Here is a 15665-nt window from a genome sequence, read left to right on the forward strand (position 1 = left end):
AAACTTCTGATTGGCTAGTAGCGTTAGTAAGCAGCGGTTGCAAATTAAGGCAATCGCTTTTAAGTGAAAGGAGCTTTATTTTTGTGAAAAGCATTCAAAGTCGCCTATTGATTATGCTTATTATTTTTATCATCTTCCCGTATTTTTTATCTGTGCTTTTGATTTATGGGTATACGAAGAAGAATGTTGAGCGGCATGAGCTTGTAAGCAGTCAAGATCAAATGCAAGAAGTGTCTGATCATCTGGAACAATACTTTCATGACATGATCCACCTTCCGTATATTTTGTATCGAAATCCCGATTTATTTCGAATGTCAGAAAATGAGGTTGGAAATTCAACTTATTCTAACCCATTGGTTATTGAAAAAGCCCTGAAAACTTTTTATTTGATGCGAAGAGAAATTCGTCAAATTCGGTATTATATTGCGGACGAAAAAAACTCATTTTCTGTTTATAATGCGATGATCAGTGCCCGTAAGCATCAACCGGATTTAATGAAGCAAGTCTCTTTTCAGGATCTTATTAACTCTGAACAGAATTTCGTGATTGAGCCGCCGCATCAGATTGAGAATTATACCGATGCCGCGATCATTCCCCAGTCGGATAAAACGATGGTTTTGACGATTCATCATAAAATTATAGATGTCCTATCAAACGAACTTCTTGGCATCCTCACGATTGATATCGATATGGATGAATATATCCGCATAAGCGACCGTCTCATTCAGGGCGGAGATGAATCGGCATTTTTAATTGATTCCGATGGTTTTATCGTCTATGCAAGTGATCAAGACTTGATCGGTAAACCTATAACTGCCGATTTACAGTCTCAGATCAATAAGGAGGAAATCTATTCTGATAATGGCGATATTCTTTTGTCCAGAACGTTGTCGTGGCCGTTAGAACAATGGAAATTAGTTAAGATAACCCCAAGCGATTTTCTATTCAATGAGGTGAGGCAAACTGCCCAGACAAATATCATTGTCGGTGTGGGAGTGGTGTTTTTGGGCTTATTAATGGTTGTCATTATCTCTCATAAAATTACTCGTCCAATCAAACTCCTTAGCCGGAAAGTGCGGAGAATCGAGGGCGAGAATATGGACAAGGACGTGTCGTTTGATGATGAACGAGAAGATGAAATCGGCCATCTGGAAAAGCACATAAAGGGGATGATGGACCGGATTAATCTTCATATTGAACGTGAATATAAACTGGAGATCGAGAATAGGAAAAACCAATTTAAGGTTCTAAAGTCTCAGGTGAATCCGCATTTCTTATATAATTCACTACAGTCTATTGGTGCGGTTGCTCTAAGGTCCAATTCTCCGGATGTGTACAAGTATGTGACGTCCCTCTCTAGAATGATGCGATATTCAATTCGTGCAGATCAATGGGTGTCGGTTCAAAGTGAAGTGGATTATATAAAAGCTTATTTGGAACTTCAAATGGAACGTTTTCGAACGAGTTTAAGCTACTCGATTGATATCCACGAGACTCTTCGTGATATTAGAGTTCCAAGTATGATTCTGCAACCGCTTGTCGAAAATTTCTTTAAACACTGTTATGAAGAGGGTGTTTATGATGCGCATTTGCACATTGATGGAGAAATACGAGAAGAATATTTATATCTGGTTGTAGAAAATGATGGACCGAGTCTAACGGATACAGAGTTAAGGGCGTTAAGGGAATCAATCTATACTTCAGGTGATGAAGGAACCGATTCACACGAGCATATCGGTCTGAAAAATATTCATGAGCGATTGGTTTTAAATTATGGACCGGGAGCAGGGATGGAACTAGATACGAAGGAAGGACAAGGGTTTTCAGTAAGACTTAAGATTCCATTACGTACAAAGGAGGATGAGATATATGAAAGCTCTGTTGGTGGATGATGAATTCAATGTACGGGACGTCATTCGTTCTTTGGGACAGTGGGAAACATACGGGATTACGACTGTGTTGGAAGCAAACAATGGCAAAGAGGCAAAAAGATTGATTGAACGGGAATCGCCGGAAATCATTTTTACAGACGTGAAAATGCCCGAAATGAGCGGGATAGAATTAATCGAGTGGCTAGATGCGATCTCTTATCCGGGTAAAGTGATTATGGTTACGGTGTGTGACGACTATTCATTCATGCGTAAAGCGATTCAATACAGCAGCTTCGATTATTTGTTGAAGCCGATTGAACCAGAAGCGCTCAATCAAGCATTGTTCGGTGCTGTGAATGCTTGGAAAAGCGAAGAGGAGGAACGCCATAACAAAGAGTCGGGTCTCTATGAAGATGTTAAAAGTTTACGTATGAACCGGGTGGTGACGGCAGCTTGTAACGGCGAGCCTTTTGACGCTGGACAAATTGCCGCTTGTCTTCCGCAAGCTGATGGATACGATCTTGCTTTACTTTCCTTTTACCAGATGCACGATGCCGATTCGTATATTCAGTTGTTGGCTAATGAGCTTTGTGATCGGAACTGGGGGAATGCATTTGCTCTTCTGAACGACCATCATCTCTGTGTCGTTATGACTGTTCAGGGACGATGGTTAGCGGTAGAAGAATGGATTAGTCATCACTTTGATATCCCTATTCGTTTTGTTAGTGAAATTCCATTGAAAGCATTGGAAGATCTCCCTGCGTCTTTTCAAGCTGCGCAAAGAGAAATGACCGATCAAAATTTTAGATCCATACACCGATTGACCAATGTGGATGATGCTATGCGGATCCATGACATTGTCGCATATGTAGACAAGTATTATACAGAAGAGGTGAGTCTAGAAAAACTGGCCAACCGGTTTTTCCTGAGTCGCGAGCATATCTCAAGAAAATTCAAACAAGAAAAAGGAGTGACCTTGTCTGAATACGTCACCCAACTTAGAATTGAACAAGCGAAACAGTGGTTAATCCAAACGGATGAGAAGGTGTACTCGATTTCAATCAAGCTTGGATATCAGGACGGAAACTTCTTTTCGAAGCTATTCAAAAAAATGGTTGGTATGACGCCGATTGAGTACCGGAATCATGGGGAGAAATGGCAAAGCAGAAAAATTAAAAACAAGGGGATCATAAATAGTTAAGTTATTGAGGGGGAAACAATGAATAAAAAGATTTTGCAATTGTTTTGGACTGGTAACCTCATCCTATCACTTTTCGCATGTGAAGCTGACAATGAAACAGTGAAATCGGAAACGCTAAGTGAAGATCAGAAGATTACGTTGGAAGTGTGGAATCGGAAAGTCGAAATTTCCACAAAATTTGAAGAGATGATTCTGGCTTATGAAAAGGAAAACAAGGGTGTGGATATTATCGTTCGTACCGTAGGCGGAGGGGTCGATGACCGTAGTGATCTAATCGCACAGTTAGCTGCCGGAAAAGGACCTGATATCTTTACGAACGGTGGATATGAAGAGGCAAAAATGTGGAGTGAATATTTGGAGGATCTTTCTGATCAACCCTGGGTAGAGAATGCGTTTGAAGATGCTCTGGCATCTATGAAAATCGATGAAAAACTATACGGTATGCCTATAAGCATTGAAGGGTACGGATTCATTTATAATAAAGATTTATTTAAAAAGGCAGGTATTGAGACGTTACCAAAAACTCATACGGAATTAATAGCGGTAGCAGAAAAATTGGAAGCGAGGGGCATCACGCCTTTTGCAATCGGATATTATGAAAAGTGGAAATTGGGTCATCTTTTAAATATTGCCTTTGCGCAACAGGAAGATCCGGATGCTTTTATTAAAGGCCTGAATGACGGAACGCAAGACATTGAACACAATCAAACATTTAAAGACCTGGTCGGATTGTTGGATGTAACGATTAAATACGGAAACGAGAATCCGTTGATTACGGATTACAACATGGAAGTAAACCTGTTTACCAATGGGGAAGCAGCAATGATTCAGCAAGGTAACTGGATTCAACCGATGATCGATCAACAAACGCCAAATATGAACATCGGATTTCTGCCAATTGCGATTAATGACGACCCTAAAAACGATGCCTTAGCGGTCGGTGTCCCCAATTACTGGGTTGTGAATAATCAATCGACACCGGAGAAGAAGAAAGAAGCAAAGAAATTTTTAAACTGGATGGTTTCTTCTGAACAAGGAAAACAATTTATGACGGAACAATTCAAATTTATTCCGGCGTTTAAACATATTAAGACAAATGATTTAGGTCCGCTTGCAGACGATATTATTCGTTACGCCAAGGATGGGAAGACGTTGTCCTTCAACTGGTTTAAATACCCTGGAGGAGCAAGGGATGAGTTCGACCATGAGTTCGGGCTTGCCATGCAAGCCTATATCAATAAACAGCTGAACCATGATCAATTGCTGCAAGAGCTTCAGAAGTCGTGGGAGAAGGCTGCGAGGCAATGATGGATCGTCTTGAAAAAGGGATCCGTGAGAGAATTTATTTTATAGTAATGATACAAACATGTTTTTTTAATAGATCGGTAGAATGAAAAGCAAGATGGGGGAGATGAGAACCCATCTTTTTTTGTTTTCAAGGATCTAGTGGCAGAGGATCCGTCAAACAGCAAGTAGATCTCAGGTTGTGCATAACTTTACTGGGAATATTGAGTTGAATAAGGATTTCAAAAAGTATTGGTTTAGATCCAATGCTTTTCCATATCAATTTAAGACTAATTTATCCTCAATTTAAACCGTATTTCCAAAAGGTAGATTTATTTATAATCCAATATATAACCGAAACATGGTGGGATTGTTAACAGAAAACCTAAAAGACTAAACGTACTGTTACGGGAATCTATAAACCTTCTGTTATCCCACCAAACAAAAAGATAGGAGGTAAGATTAAAAAAAATAGTTGTTTGTAAAAGGAAAAAATTAAATTTAGGGAGGAAAAACAATTGAAAATGAAAACTCGTAAAAAAGTAGGGAAATTAGTTTTGTGTGCTGCGATTTTAGCAAGTAGTCTGACTAGCATTAGCGTTGCTGCAAGCTCTTGGGGTATTGAGGATGATTACACGGCGACATGGTCCAGGCAGCAAGCAGAGAAAGTGGCTCTGACGGAAGAGACGACAGCCCCAATCATCGATATGGACTTTGAAGACGTAGCTCCGGATGTGTGGGTTTGGGATACGTGGCCTCTTCAAAACAGAGACGGTTCCCTTGCAAACGTGAAAGGCTACAGAATCGCATTCGCATTGGTTGCACCACGTACTTATACTTGGCATGACCGCCATACTGAAGCAAGAATCGGTATGTTCTACTCCAGAAACGGCAAGGATTGGACTTACGCCGGGATTCCTTATGACTATGACAATGCGTTAGGACACATGCAATGGGCTGGTTCTGCTATGTTGGACGAGAAAGGAAAAGTACATTTCTTCTATACGGCAACCACTGATATGAATGCCAATGGCGGTAAAGAATTTAATAAAGACGGATGGGTGCAAAGAGCTGAGCAACGTCTTGCTAAGACGACATTTGATATCAGTGCTGACAAAAATGGAGTGCATCTGACGAATGAAGGTGATCACCAAATCCTTCTTGAAGCAGACGGCCATCATTATGAAACGATCGAACAGTTCCAAGAGCACGGAAATATCATCACTGGGTTCCGCGATCCGTTTTTCTTCAAAGATCCGAACACAGGTGAAGAATACATTATTTGGGAAGGTCAAGCAGGAACCAACAGAAGTGATTTAAAACCAGAAAATATCGGTGATGAAAAATACCGCGAAACTCATAACGTTCCCGATGGCGTGGAATTTTACAACGGCAATATAGGGATTGCGAAAGTGCTTGACAACGACGTAACTGAACTAGAAATGTTGCCGCCGCTTCTCGAGTCAGTTGGGGTTAACCATCAGTTGGAACGTCCGCATGTCGTGGTGAAAGGCGATACTTACTACTTGCTAACGATTAGTCATGAATTTACGTTTGCGCCAGGCTTGACCGGTCCGGATGGATTGTACGGATTTGTCGGCGAGGGAAGCTTGCGTACAGATTATAAGCCGGTCAACGGTACTGGGCTGGTTGTAGCTAATCCGGCGGAAAAACCGTTTCAAGCTTATTCATGGTGGGCGGCTCCAGATGGTCAGGTCATCAGCTTCATTAATGAACCTGTAGACGAGAATGGTCAGGTCCAATTTGGTGGAACGTTTGCACCGACGCTGAAGGTATCCTTTGACGGTGACACAACAAAGATCGTAAAAGAAATGGAAGCTGGAGAAATCAAACCTTTTGGTCCATACGGTAGATCCTTACGCTAAATAATTAGTACGTGGAAAAATGGGAACGGGCTTGAAAAATCTATTCCAAGCCTATTCCTGGTATGTGATGCAAATCGTACTAGCTCAGCTTTGTAAATAAGTTCTTTGACGAAAACGGTGAACTCCAATTTGGTGGGGGATCATTTACTCCAACTCTTTCACTTTCTATTTCAAATGAAAAAACGAAAGTGACGGGTGAACTGCAGAAGGTCAAATCATTCCTTCACGTTAATAAACGGTTAACTCAAGGAAAGGTACTAAAAAAAGGAGGTAATGAAATGAATAAGAAGAAACGAAACTTGGTACTAGCGACAGCAATTATCGGACTATCTGCCATCCTTTCACCACTGGCAACAGTAGGTGCGGCTAACGATTATACGGTGTCCAATTGGACACGGGAACACGTAACGAACATCGAACTAAATGATCGTAACACGGCTCCTGTCATTAACATGGACGAATTAGAAAAGTTAGATGAAGGGTATCATACTTGGGATACATGGCCTCTTAAAGATAAAGATGGTTCTGTCGCTGTAGTAAACGGCTATAAAATCATTTTTGCTCTTTCAGCTCCGAGCCATGTACTGCCTGGTCAAGTCCATGATATTGCTGAAATTCGTTATTTTTACTCAAAGAACGGAAAAGATTGGATTAGCGGAGGTCCTGTTTTTGAAAAAGGGAAAGCTTTAGGCTCAAGACAATGGGCCGGATCCGCTATGATAGACGAGAATGATCAAATTCACTTTTTCTATACGGCTACTGGTCGAAAAGGAGAGGAACGTATCACGTATGAGCAGCGCTTTGCAAAAGCTTCCGCTGATGTAGTTGCCTCTAAAGATGGAATATCGTTTAAAAATTGGTCCGATCATCAAATTATCCTTGAAGCGGATGGAGAATACTATCAAACTCAAGAACAGGGAAGTCAGGGTGATATTGCCTATGCTTTCCGTGACCCTGAATTTTTTAAGGATCCTAAAACTGGTGAAGAGTACATTGTCTTTGAAGGAAACTCTAGCGGAGCGCCTGCTGACCGTTCTTGCTTGCCAGAACACAGCGGTTCACCAGAATTTGCTGAAAAACACGATGTTCCAGAAGTATCCGTATTATTTAATGGAAGCATCGGGATTGCAAAGGCTAGTAATGAAGATTATACGGAATTTGAAATACTCCCACCTTTACTAGAAGCAAATTGTGTCAATCAAGAACTAGAACGACCACATATTATTGTGAAGGGAAATAACTATTATCTATTCACAGATACTCACTTTGACAAATTCGCTCCTGGTATTACAGGTCCAGAAGGTTTATATGGGTTTGTTTCAAACGATTTATTTGGAGACTATGAACCGCTGAATGGAAGTGGCTTAGTCATTGCTAACCCTGAAGATAATCCATATCAAGCTTATTCATGGTTAGTTTTACCTAATGGAACGGTGATTAGCTTTGTACACTTTACTGATTTAGGAGACTTAACGATCGCTGACGTTGGTCACCAATCTCATGAGTTTCAATTTGAACACTTTGGTGGAATGCCCGCACCATCTTTAAAAATTGCATTGAATCGTGACCGTTCGCGTATTGTGACAGAGTTAGGACAAGGTGTAATCAAATAATGATAATGAGTCAGCCTCTCATGATGGAAGTGAGAGGCTGTTTTCATCAAAGGCGATGCTACAAAAATAATAAAAGAATATGGGGGATATAAATGGAATGTAAATTAGATAAGAAGGTCCCATTTTTTTTAGCAGCAATGATAGGCCTTTCTGCTATATTCGCTCTTATTGTAAGCACTGATGTATCTGCCAAAGAAAATATTGATACTTATAATTGGACTCGTGAAGATGTTAGCAATCTTTCTATGAATGCTCATAATACTGCACCTATTATTAATAAAGACGAGCTTATTCAAATCACATCAGACTTTTATATTTGGGATACTTGGCCATTGCAAGAAAAGAATGGTCATCCAGCTGTCGTAAACGGCTTTAAAATTATTTTTGCTTTGTCAGTGCCTAATGATGTCCTTCCTGGTAAGCGACATGATACAGCTGAAATTCATTATTTCTATTCAAAGGACGGTAAGAGTTGGGAATCCGGTGGCCCTGTTTTCAAAGATGGAGAAGCATTAGGCTCAAGACAATGGGCTGGATCTTCGATTGTTCACAAAGATGGGAAATTACAAATTTTCTACACCGCAACAGGTAAGAAAGGTGAAACTCAACTAAGCTATGATCAGCAAATCGCAACCGCAACTGCAAGTATAAAAACAACGAACACAAGTGTGACATTTGAGGATTGGTCAACACATGAAATCATTCTTGAAGCAGATGGAAAATACTATCAAACAAATGAACAAACAGGTTCAGTAGAGTCGTCATATGCATTCCGTGACCCGTATTTTTTCCAAGATCCAAAGACTGGGGAAGAATATCTTTTGTTTGAAGGGAATTCTGCTGGGAAGCTTGAAGACAGATCATATAAACATGAATATATTGGTTCCGCAGCATTTCGCCGAAACCATGTTATCCCTGATGGATCAAAAGCATTTAATGGCAGTGTTGGTATTGCCAAAGCAGCGAATCAAGGTTTGACTAAATTTAATTTGCTACCACCATTGTTGGAAGCAAACTATGTAAATGATGAGCTGGAGAGACCAAGTGTCATGGTAAAAGGAAACAAATATTATCTTTTTGTAAAGACACACAGTGAGAAATTCGCCTCCGGCCTTAAGGCACCGGAAGGGTTATATGGGTTTACTTCAGATTCACTTTTTGGAGGCTATCAACCCTTGAATGAAAGTGGGCTAGTTATCGCAAATCCAACCGATAATCCGTATCAAGCATATTCTTGGATGGTGATGTCCAATGGCACTGTAATAAGTTTTGTCAATTATGTTGATGTGGATGGTAAAGATATTTATGAAATTGGTGAGCAATCACCTGAATATCAATTCGATCATTTCGGTGGAATGCTGGCACCTTCATTAAAAATATCTATCACACGCAATGAAACAAAGATCCTTCATGAAAAGAAGCAAGGGGTTTTTAAATAAAGTGAGACTTTTATCAGGGGGGTTATTCTTCATCCCACACTGATAGATAGCAAGACTAATCGGATTTTTGACTGCTAGTTAGGAATAAAAGAGAAGACAAGCAATGGCGTTCGTTTTTTTACTGAGCGCCATTGCTTGGTTATCTTTAGTCATGATCATGAGTAACCTCTTAGGTTAAAGTGAGAGGATGCTCTCATCAATTTTTAATATAGGAAAGTGAGGAGTACATGAAACGTTATCTCGTAATCTTTTTTATGATTGTTATAGCACTGATCATCTGGTTTGCTATAAGTGATTCAGATGACGAGCAAGAGCAAGTTGAAGAGGAGCCTCTTGAACCTCCTCAACAAGAAGAGGAATCTTTAGAGGGGGTGGCTGCCTTATGGAGATTTGATGAGGGAACAGGTAAGGCGACCGTTGAAGCACGTTCCAATCAAGAACATCACATCCATTATGTATTTAATGAAGCGGCAGATAAACCGAGTAGCGATCCTCTTTGGAAACAAGGAATTTCTGGGCGCGCTTTGCTGTTTGATGGTTACTCAACTTGGGTATCAGCTGATACATCGACATTGGATATCCCAGAAGATGCGATGACACTAGAAGCTTGGGTCGCGCCTCGTGCGTTTGAGTGGGGAAATGAGGGGAAACTCTCTTCGATTCTTAGTTATCACAATCAAGAAGAGAATAAAGGCTTTCAATTAGGTGTGTTTCGTCATGGAACATGGTCTTTCCAAATTGGGACAGGTGAGGAATGGTTAGAAGTGTGGGCAGATGAGGAATTTAGACTTCCTCGAAATGAATGGTCTCATCTTGTTGCTGTTTTTTCCAATGAACGAAACGAAGTAGTCCTTTATCGGAATGGCGAACAAGCAGGCTATCTAGAGATTCCGCCTCATACTACGATCGCCTTCCCCGATCAAGAACTTCGAATTGGAAAAAATAATGACCCTGCTAAAATAAGTGATACTTTTGATGCGAGTATGTTTAATGGGTTAATTGATGAGGTAGCAATTTATCAAAAAGCACTTGAGCCGCCTTTTGTTAAGGAACGCTTTGATCAATTTATTGATGGTGAGCTTCCTGACCCTAGTTCGGAACTTGCCTGGGATAGAAGCAGATATGAAGGGGATCGTCATCGACCTCAGTATCATTTTACTCCCCCAGAGCATTGGATGAACGAGCCGCATGCTCCGCTTCACTTTAACGGACAGTACCATTTATTTTATCAGTTTAATCCAGCGGGACCTTATTGGGGCGGTATTCACTGGGGACATGCAGTCAGTGATGATCTGATTCACTGGAGAGATTTACCCATTGCCTTAGCCCCTGAAGCAGACCAAGTCGACCCTGATGGTGTATGGTCTGGAGATTCGATTATCGATGATGAAGGCAACCCAGCTCTATTTTTTACCGCAGGAAATGATAGCATGATGCCAAATCAAATGACAGGTCTAGCTAGAAGTACGTTCTTAGATGACCAAAATCCTGATTTAGTTAATTGGAACAAGCATCCAGAACCCGTCACCATTCAAGAAGAAGAGATTCAAACGGAAAAAGGAACGGTTTGGCATGGTCAATTTAGAGATCCATTTGTCTTTAAATCTGGAGATAAATGGGTTCAACTTGTTGGATCAGGAATAAAAGATGGCGAGGAGTCGGTTGGAGGAACGGCGCTTGTTTACACATCCGATAACTTAATTGATTGGCATTATGAGCATCCTCTAATGATTGGCAATGTCCTCGACTATCCGGAAACGGGTGATGTGTGGGAGCTTCCCGTTCTAGTACCGATTGGGGAAAACAATATTGGTGAAGAAAAATATGTTTTTCTCATTAATCCATGGTTTGAAGGCGATAGTGAATATGCAGTGAAATATGTCTGGTATTGGATAGGCTCATGGAATGAAGAAACCTATCAGTTTATCCCTGATCAAGAGGATCCGCAGTTACTAGATGTCGGCGAACACTTTACAGGACCAAGTGGAATGGTCGATGATGAAGGCCGAGCTATTGTTTTTTCGATTACACAGGATAGAAGAACCGAAGAAAGTCGGTACAATGCAGGATGGGCTCACAATGCTGGTTTACCAATCGTCCTTTCGCTTCGTGACGATCACCGTTTAGGAGTAGAACCTGTTCAGGAAGTAGAACGTTTAAGAGAAGAACTCCTTTTTGCATTGGACACGCCTTCTACGATAGAAGACGTGAACCAACAAATAGCGGGCATGAGTGGGGACATGCTTGAGATTGAATTAGAAATCGAAAGAAAAGAAGCGCAAAAAGCAGGAATAAAAGTTCGTCAATCACCAGATCAACAGGAAGAAACGCTCTTGTTCTATGATTTTGACGAACAAACGATGAATGTTGACCGGGAGCATTCTAGTCTTTCAGAAAATGTGGAAAAAGGAATTCAAGGAGGTAAAGTTGAGATTGAAGACGACCTTTTGCGCCTCCGTATTTTTCTTGACCGCTCCATGGTTGAAGCCTATATTAATGGCGTAAACAGTTTAACGACACGCGTCTATCCATCAAGAGACGATTCTCTTAATCTAGAATTATTTACAGAAGGAGAGTCTGAAGTGAAGAAAATGAATGTGTGGAGAATGGGAAGCGCATATTAATAAGAATTAAAAAGAATTAAAAAGGGTCAGACCCCAATCGAAAACATACGGGGGTCTGATTTTTTTTTTTTGTATAAGTATTTTCTAAGCTTATTGTGTAATGGTTTTAAAAACTTTCCAGTAAACATGCCCGTAGAAAAGAATTTTACATACAATAGTAAAAAAAATAGGCTAATGAGCAAGTACGAGGGTATAAACTAGTTAAAAATTCGTATTTGATTTGGGGGCGATAGTGTTACAATAGTAAAGGGAAAAATGGATATGGAGGGTGTATATGAAAATTAAACTTGGATTGTTATATGGTGGGAAATCTGCTGAACATAAAGTATCATTACAAACGGCAAAAGCTGTTATTAAAGCATTAGACTTAACAAAATATGAAATCCATCCAATATATATTTCGGAAAACGGTGAGTGGGTCAGGGGAGCTCAGCTTGAAGGCCCAGTTGAGGATGTCAAGCAGCTTCAATTGAAAGAAGAAGGAGAAGTGATCTCTCCAGTTGCGTTAAACTCAGAGCTCTTCCCGGTTCCGTCAAACAATCAAACAAATGAAGATAAGATTGATGTCGTTTTCCCATTGCTTCACGGACCAAACGGGGAAGATGGAACGGTTCAAGGATTATTAGAATTAATGAATATGCCTTATGTAGGCAATGGGGTACTGGCGTCCGCTGCTGGCATGGATAAAGTCATGATGAAAAACATCTATGAGCAGGCTGGTATTAAGCAGGCCAACTATGTATGGTACCTTCGTCGTGATTGGGAAAAGGATGCGGATGCAGCATACAAAAATGTTGAAGAAAAGCTTGGTTACCCTTGTTTTGTTAAACCAGCGAACTTAGGATCAAGCGTTGGAATTAGTAAATGTAAGGATCGAGAAAGCTTAGAAAAAGCCTTTGAGTTAGCTTTTGAATATGACCGAAAAATCATTGTTGAAGAAGGGATCGACGGTCGAGAAGTGGAAATTGCTGTTTTAGGAAACGACGATCCAGAGTGTTCGGTTGTGGGTGAGATCGTTCCAGAAACAGACTTTTATGATTATAAAGCGAAGTATGAGGACGGAAGTACGGGACTTATTATTCCTGCCGACATCACCGATGAAGAATACGAAGAAATTAAGAGAGTAGCGATTCAATCGTTCAAAGCTCTTGATTGCTCCGGTTTAGTCCGTGCCGACTTCTTTTTGACAAAAGATGGTGAAGTTCTTATGAACGAAGTGAACACGATGCCGGGCTTTACGCCATTTAGTATGTTCCCGATGCTATGGCAGGAGTCAGGCTTACCGTACTCCAAGTTGATTGAAAAACTAGTGGAACTTGGAGTAGAGCGTCACGAGGAAAAACAAAAGATTAAACACACTTTTTAAGGTGAATAAATAGTAATGAGGTTGACTACGTTGTGAGTCAGCCTCCTTTTACATAGAATAGAATTAGTGAACATAAGGGCGCGGGGTTCTTTCCCATACGACTTATTGATAATAAAAAGGAGCGATTGTGATGATTAAAAGAACGTTTAAGGAGATTGCTGCGTGGGTGAACGGGGAAGCTGTCGGCCTAGGCATTACTCCTGTAGAGGTTGTGGGAGTTTCAACGGATACAAGAACGATACAAGAAGGTAATCTGTATATCCCGCTTGTTGGCGAGAACTTCAATGGTCACGACTTTGTGAGAGCAGCTGTTGAAAATGGAGCAGTTGGAGCCCTTTGGCAAAAAAATCAACCCAATCCCCCTGCCGATATCCCGCTTATCTATGTGGAGGACACTTTATTGGCATTGCAAGATTTAGCAAAAAACTACTTAGCGAGTCTTTCTGCAAAAGTTGTCGGAATCACTGGCAGCAATGGGAAAACAACGACGAAGGACATGGTGACTTCCGTGCTTGCAACAACTTATAAGGTTCAGAAAACGGAAGGAAATTACAATAACCACATCGGGCTGCCGCTCACGATCCTCAGGTTAGAGGAAGACACGGAAATGGCTGTGTTGGAAATGGGAATGAGCGGAAGGGGAGAAATCGAGCTTCTTTCCACACTTGCAAAACCTGAAGCTGCGATTATCACAAACATTGGCGAATCCCATTTACAGGATTTGGGTTCTCGGGAAGGGATTTCTGAGGCGAAATTTGAAATTACGGCAGGTTTGAGGGGAAACGGAACATTTGTGATTCATGGGGATGAGCCGCTATTAACAGAGAAAGTCGTAGACAGTCCGTTTCATGTCATCACATTTGGTAGCTCTGAGACAAATGACTTTTATCCGGTGCAGATCAAGCAGAAGAGCGACGGAACGTATTTTACGATAAATGGAGAGGATGAGACTGAGTTTTTTATTCCGGTTCTAGGCAAACACAATATCAATAATGCTCTCGCTGCCGTCGCTATTGCCAAACAGTTTGGGGTGTCGACTCCTAACATTAAAAAAGGGCTGGAAATGATTAAAATCACCGGGATGCGTACGGAATTAATCCAAGGTAAAGATGGAGTGGCGGTTATTAATGACGCGTATAATGCGAGCCCAACTTCTATGCGCGCTGCGATTGAATTGCTTCAGGATTTAAAGGATTATAAGAAAAAAATAGTCGTTTTAGGCGATATGCTAGAGCTTGGCGAAAAAGAAGAGACCTTCCACTATGAAGTCGGAAAAGGAATTGACTCTGCTAAAATCAATTATGTTTTCACATTTGGCAAGCTGGGGAACAAAATTGCAAAAGGTGCAAAAGTGAATTTCTCTGAAAATCAAGTGTTTGCATACGATGACAAACAGGCATTGATTGTTAAACTAAAAGAAACTGTGGGCGAAGGCGATATTGTTTTAGTCAAGGGCTCCCGCGGTATGAAATTAGAAGAGGTTGTCAATGCATTAACGTAACAAGATGTTATAATGGAGGCTTCTTATAAGGTTTAATAATCTTATAAGAAAGTCTCTTTTTTATTTATTAGTAATATAAAGAAATGCTTATTACGATTTTTAACAGTACACGAATCTATAAAACAAATAGACTATTCATTTTGAAGAAGTGGCTTAGGACCATGTAAGCAGGTAGAGGGAGGGTGGATATAGTGATAGATATAAGGGAAGTGAAGATAAGTGAGATCGAACTGGTATCAAAGTTTTTACTAAAGACAATGCAAGAGGTGTATCCTTTTCAATTAAGTGAGAAATCTTTACGTGATCTTACAGAAATGGAATCACTTTTTTTAGATCGTACTGATGCAACAATGATTGCAGCCTTTCATAATGAAAAAGTAGTTGGTACGATTGCGGTAAGACGTTATGATGGAAGAATTGCATCACTTGAAGATCGATATAATCTCGATACCACATGTGAAATCATTAAGTGTTATGTAGATGAAAATGAAAGAAACAAAGGCATTGGATCGCTTCTATTGAACCGGGCACGGGAGTTTTGTAGGGAGGCGAATTATTCTACTTTGTATTTGCATACGCATCATTTTTTACCTGGAGGGTTTCATTTTTGGACAAAGAAAGGATTTCAAGTCACGGTAGAGGATTTGGACGAATTCGAAACAATTCATATGGAGCAGTTGATTGCTTAAAGAAAAAGACCAGAGTGAATGCATGTTCACTCTGGTCTTTTTCTTTTGCATATACGAAATTATTCAGCTCAGTTATTTAACAAACAACTGTTTCGATAGAAAATCTAACGAACTTCTTGTTTTGATGGCATTTCATTTGATGGAATCAGAAGGTAGGGATTGTTAGATGTTATTTTTTGATTTTTTTGAAA

General features: G+C 40.4%; 10 protein-coding genes. All 10 read left to right on the top strand.

Annotated features, from left to right (window positions below; translation table 11 throughout):
* The first annotated feature begins 83 nt into the window (after positions 1-83).
* Positions 84-1892 carry a cache domain-containing sensor histidine kinase gene (locus tag SAY88_RS17220; protein ID WP_332633365.1) on the top strand — a complete coding sequence of 603 codons (1809 nt, stop codon included), beginning with the start codon at positions 84-86 and terminating at the stop codon, positions 1890-1892.
* Positions 1870-3072 (top strand): response regulator, encoded by a 1203-nt coding sequence (locus tag SAY88_RS17225; protein ID WP_332633367.1) that lies wholly within the window; start codon positions 1870-1872, stop codon positions 3070-3072. Before SAY88_RS17220 ends, SAY88_RS17225 begins: the two co-directional genes overlap by 23 nt.
* A gap of 18 nt (positions 3073-3090) precedes the next feature.
* Positions 3091-4380, top strand: a complete 1290-nt coding sequence (locus SAY88_RS17230) for an ABC transporter substrate-binding protein (RefSeq protein WP_332633369.1) — start codon at positions 3091-3093, stop codon at positions 4378-4380.
* A gap of 500 nt (positions 4381-4880) precedes the next feature.
* Positions 4881-6242, top strand: coding sequence for a glycoside hydrolase family 68 protein (locus SAY88_RS17235; RefSeq protein WP_332633408.1), 1362 nt, complete (start codon positions 4881-4883; stop codon positions 6240-6242).
* 278 nt (positions 6243-6520) lie between these two features.
* Positions 6521-7855, top strand: coding sequence for a glycoside hydrolase family 68 protein (locus SAY88_RS17240; protein WP_332633371.1), 1335 nt, complete (start codon positions 6521-6523; stop codon positions 7853-7855).
* A gap of 92 nt (positions 7856-7947) precedes the next feature.
* On the top strand, positions 7948-9294 hold the full coding sequence (locus SAY88_RS17245; protein WP_332633373.1) for a glycoside hydrolase family 68 protein: 1347 nt from the start codon (positions 7948-7950) through the stop codon (positions 9292-9294).
* A gap of 227 nt (positions 9295-9521) precedes the next feature.
* Positions 9522-11918 carry a GH32 C-terminal domain-containing protein gene (locus tag SAY88_RS17250; protein WP_332633375.1) on the top strand — a complete coding sequence of 799 codons (2397 nt, stop codon included), beginning with the start codon at positions 9522-9524 and terminating at the stop codon, positions 11916-11918.
* Between the two features lie 274 nt (positions 11919-12192).
* Positions 12193-13284: a D-alanine--D-alanine ligase gene (locus SAY88_RS17255; protein WP_332633377.1), complete on the top strand. Its 1092-nt coding sequence runs from the start codon at positions 12193-12195 to the stop codon at positions 13282-13284.
* Between the two features lie 130 nt (positions 13285-13414).
* Positions 13415-14785 (top strand): UDP-N-acetylmuramoyl-tripeptide--D-alanyl-D-alanine ligase, encoded by a 1371-nt coding sequence (locus tag SAY88_RS17260; RefSeq protein ID WP_332633379.1) that lies wholly within the window; start codon positions 13415-13417, stop codon positions 14783-14785.
* A 191-nt stretch (positions 14786-14976) separates the two neighbouring features.
* The gene (locus tag SAY88_RS17265; RefSeq protein WP_332633381.1) at positions 14977-15474 is read left to right on the top strand and encodes a GNAT family N-acetyltransferase; all 498 of its coding nucleotides are present in this window, start codon (positions 14977-14979) and stop codon (positions 15472-15474) included.
* Positions 15475-15665 lie beyond the last annotated feature (191 nt).

It is taken from the genome of Halalkalibacter flavus, from assembly GCF_036663575.1.
In the GTDB taxonomy this organism is placed as follows: Bacteria; Bacillota; Bacilli; order Bacillales; family Bacillaceae_D; genus Halalkalibacter; species Halalkalibacter flavus.

Excerpts from the sequence above, each read along its gene's own strand:
- SAY88_RS17225 (WP_332633367.1), top strand. The coding sequence starts at position 1,870 with ATGAAAGCTCTGTTGGTGGATGATGAATTCAATGTACGGGACGTCATT.
- SAY88_RS17230 (WP_332633369.1), top strand. The coding sequence starts at position 3,091 with ATGAATAAAAAGATTTTGCAATTGTTTTGGACTGGTAACCTCATCCTA.
- SAY88_RS17235 (WP_332633408.1), top strand. The coding sequence starts at position 4,881 with ATGAAAACTCGTAAAAAAGTAGGGAAATTAGTTTTGTGTGCTGCGATT.
- SAY88_RS17240 (WP_332633371.1), top strand. The coding sequence starts at position 6,521 with ATGAATAAGAAGAAACGAAACTTGGTACTAGCGACAGCAATTATCGGA.
- SAY88_RS17245 (WP_332633373.1), top strand. The coding sequence starts at position 7,948 with ATGGAATGTAAATTAGATAAGAAGGTCCCATTTTTTTTAGCAGCAATG.
- SAY88_RS17250 (WP_332633375.1), top strand. The coding sequence starts at position 9,522 with ATGAAACGTTATCTCGTAATCTTTTTTATGATTGTTATAGCACTGATC.
- SAY88_RS17255 (WP_332633377.1), top strand. The coding sequence starts at position 12,193 with ATGAAAATTAAACTTGGATTGTTATATGGTGGGAAATCTGCTGAACAT.
- SAY88_RS17260 (WP_332633379.1), top strand. The coding sequence starts at position 13,415 with ATGATTAAAAGAACGTTTAAGGAGATTGCTGCGTGGGTGAACGGGGAA.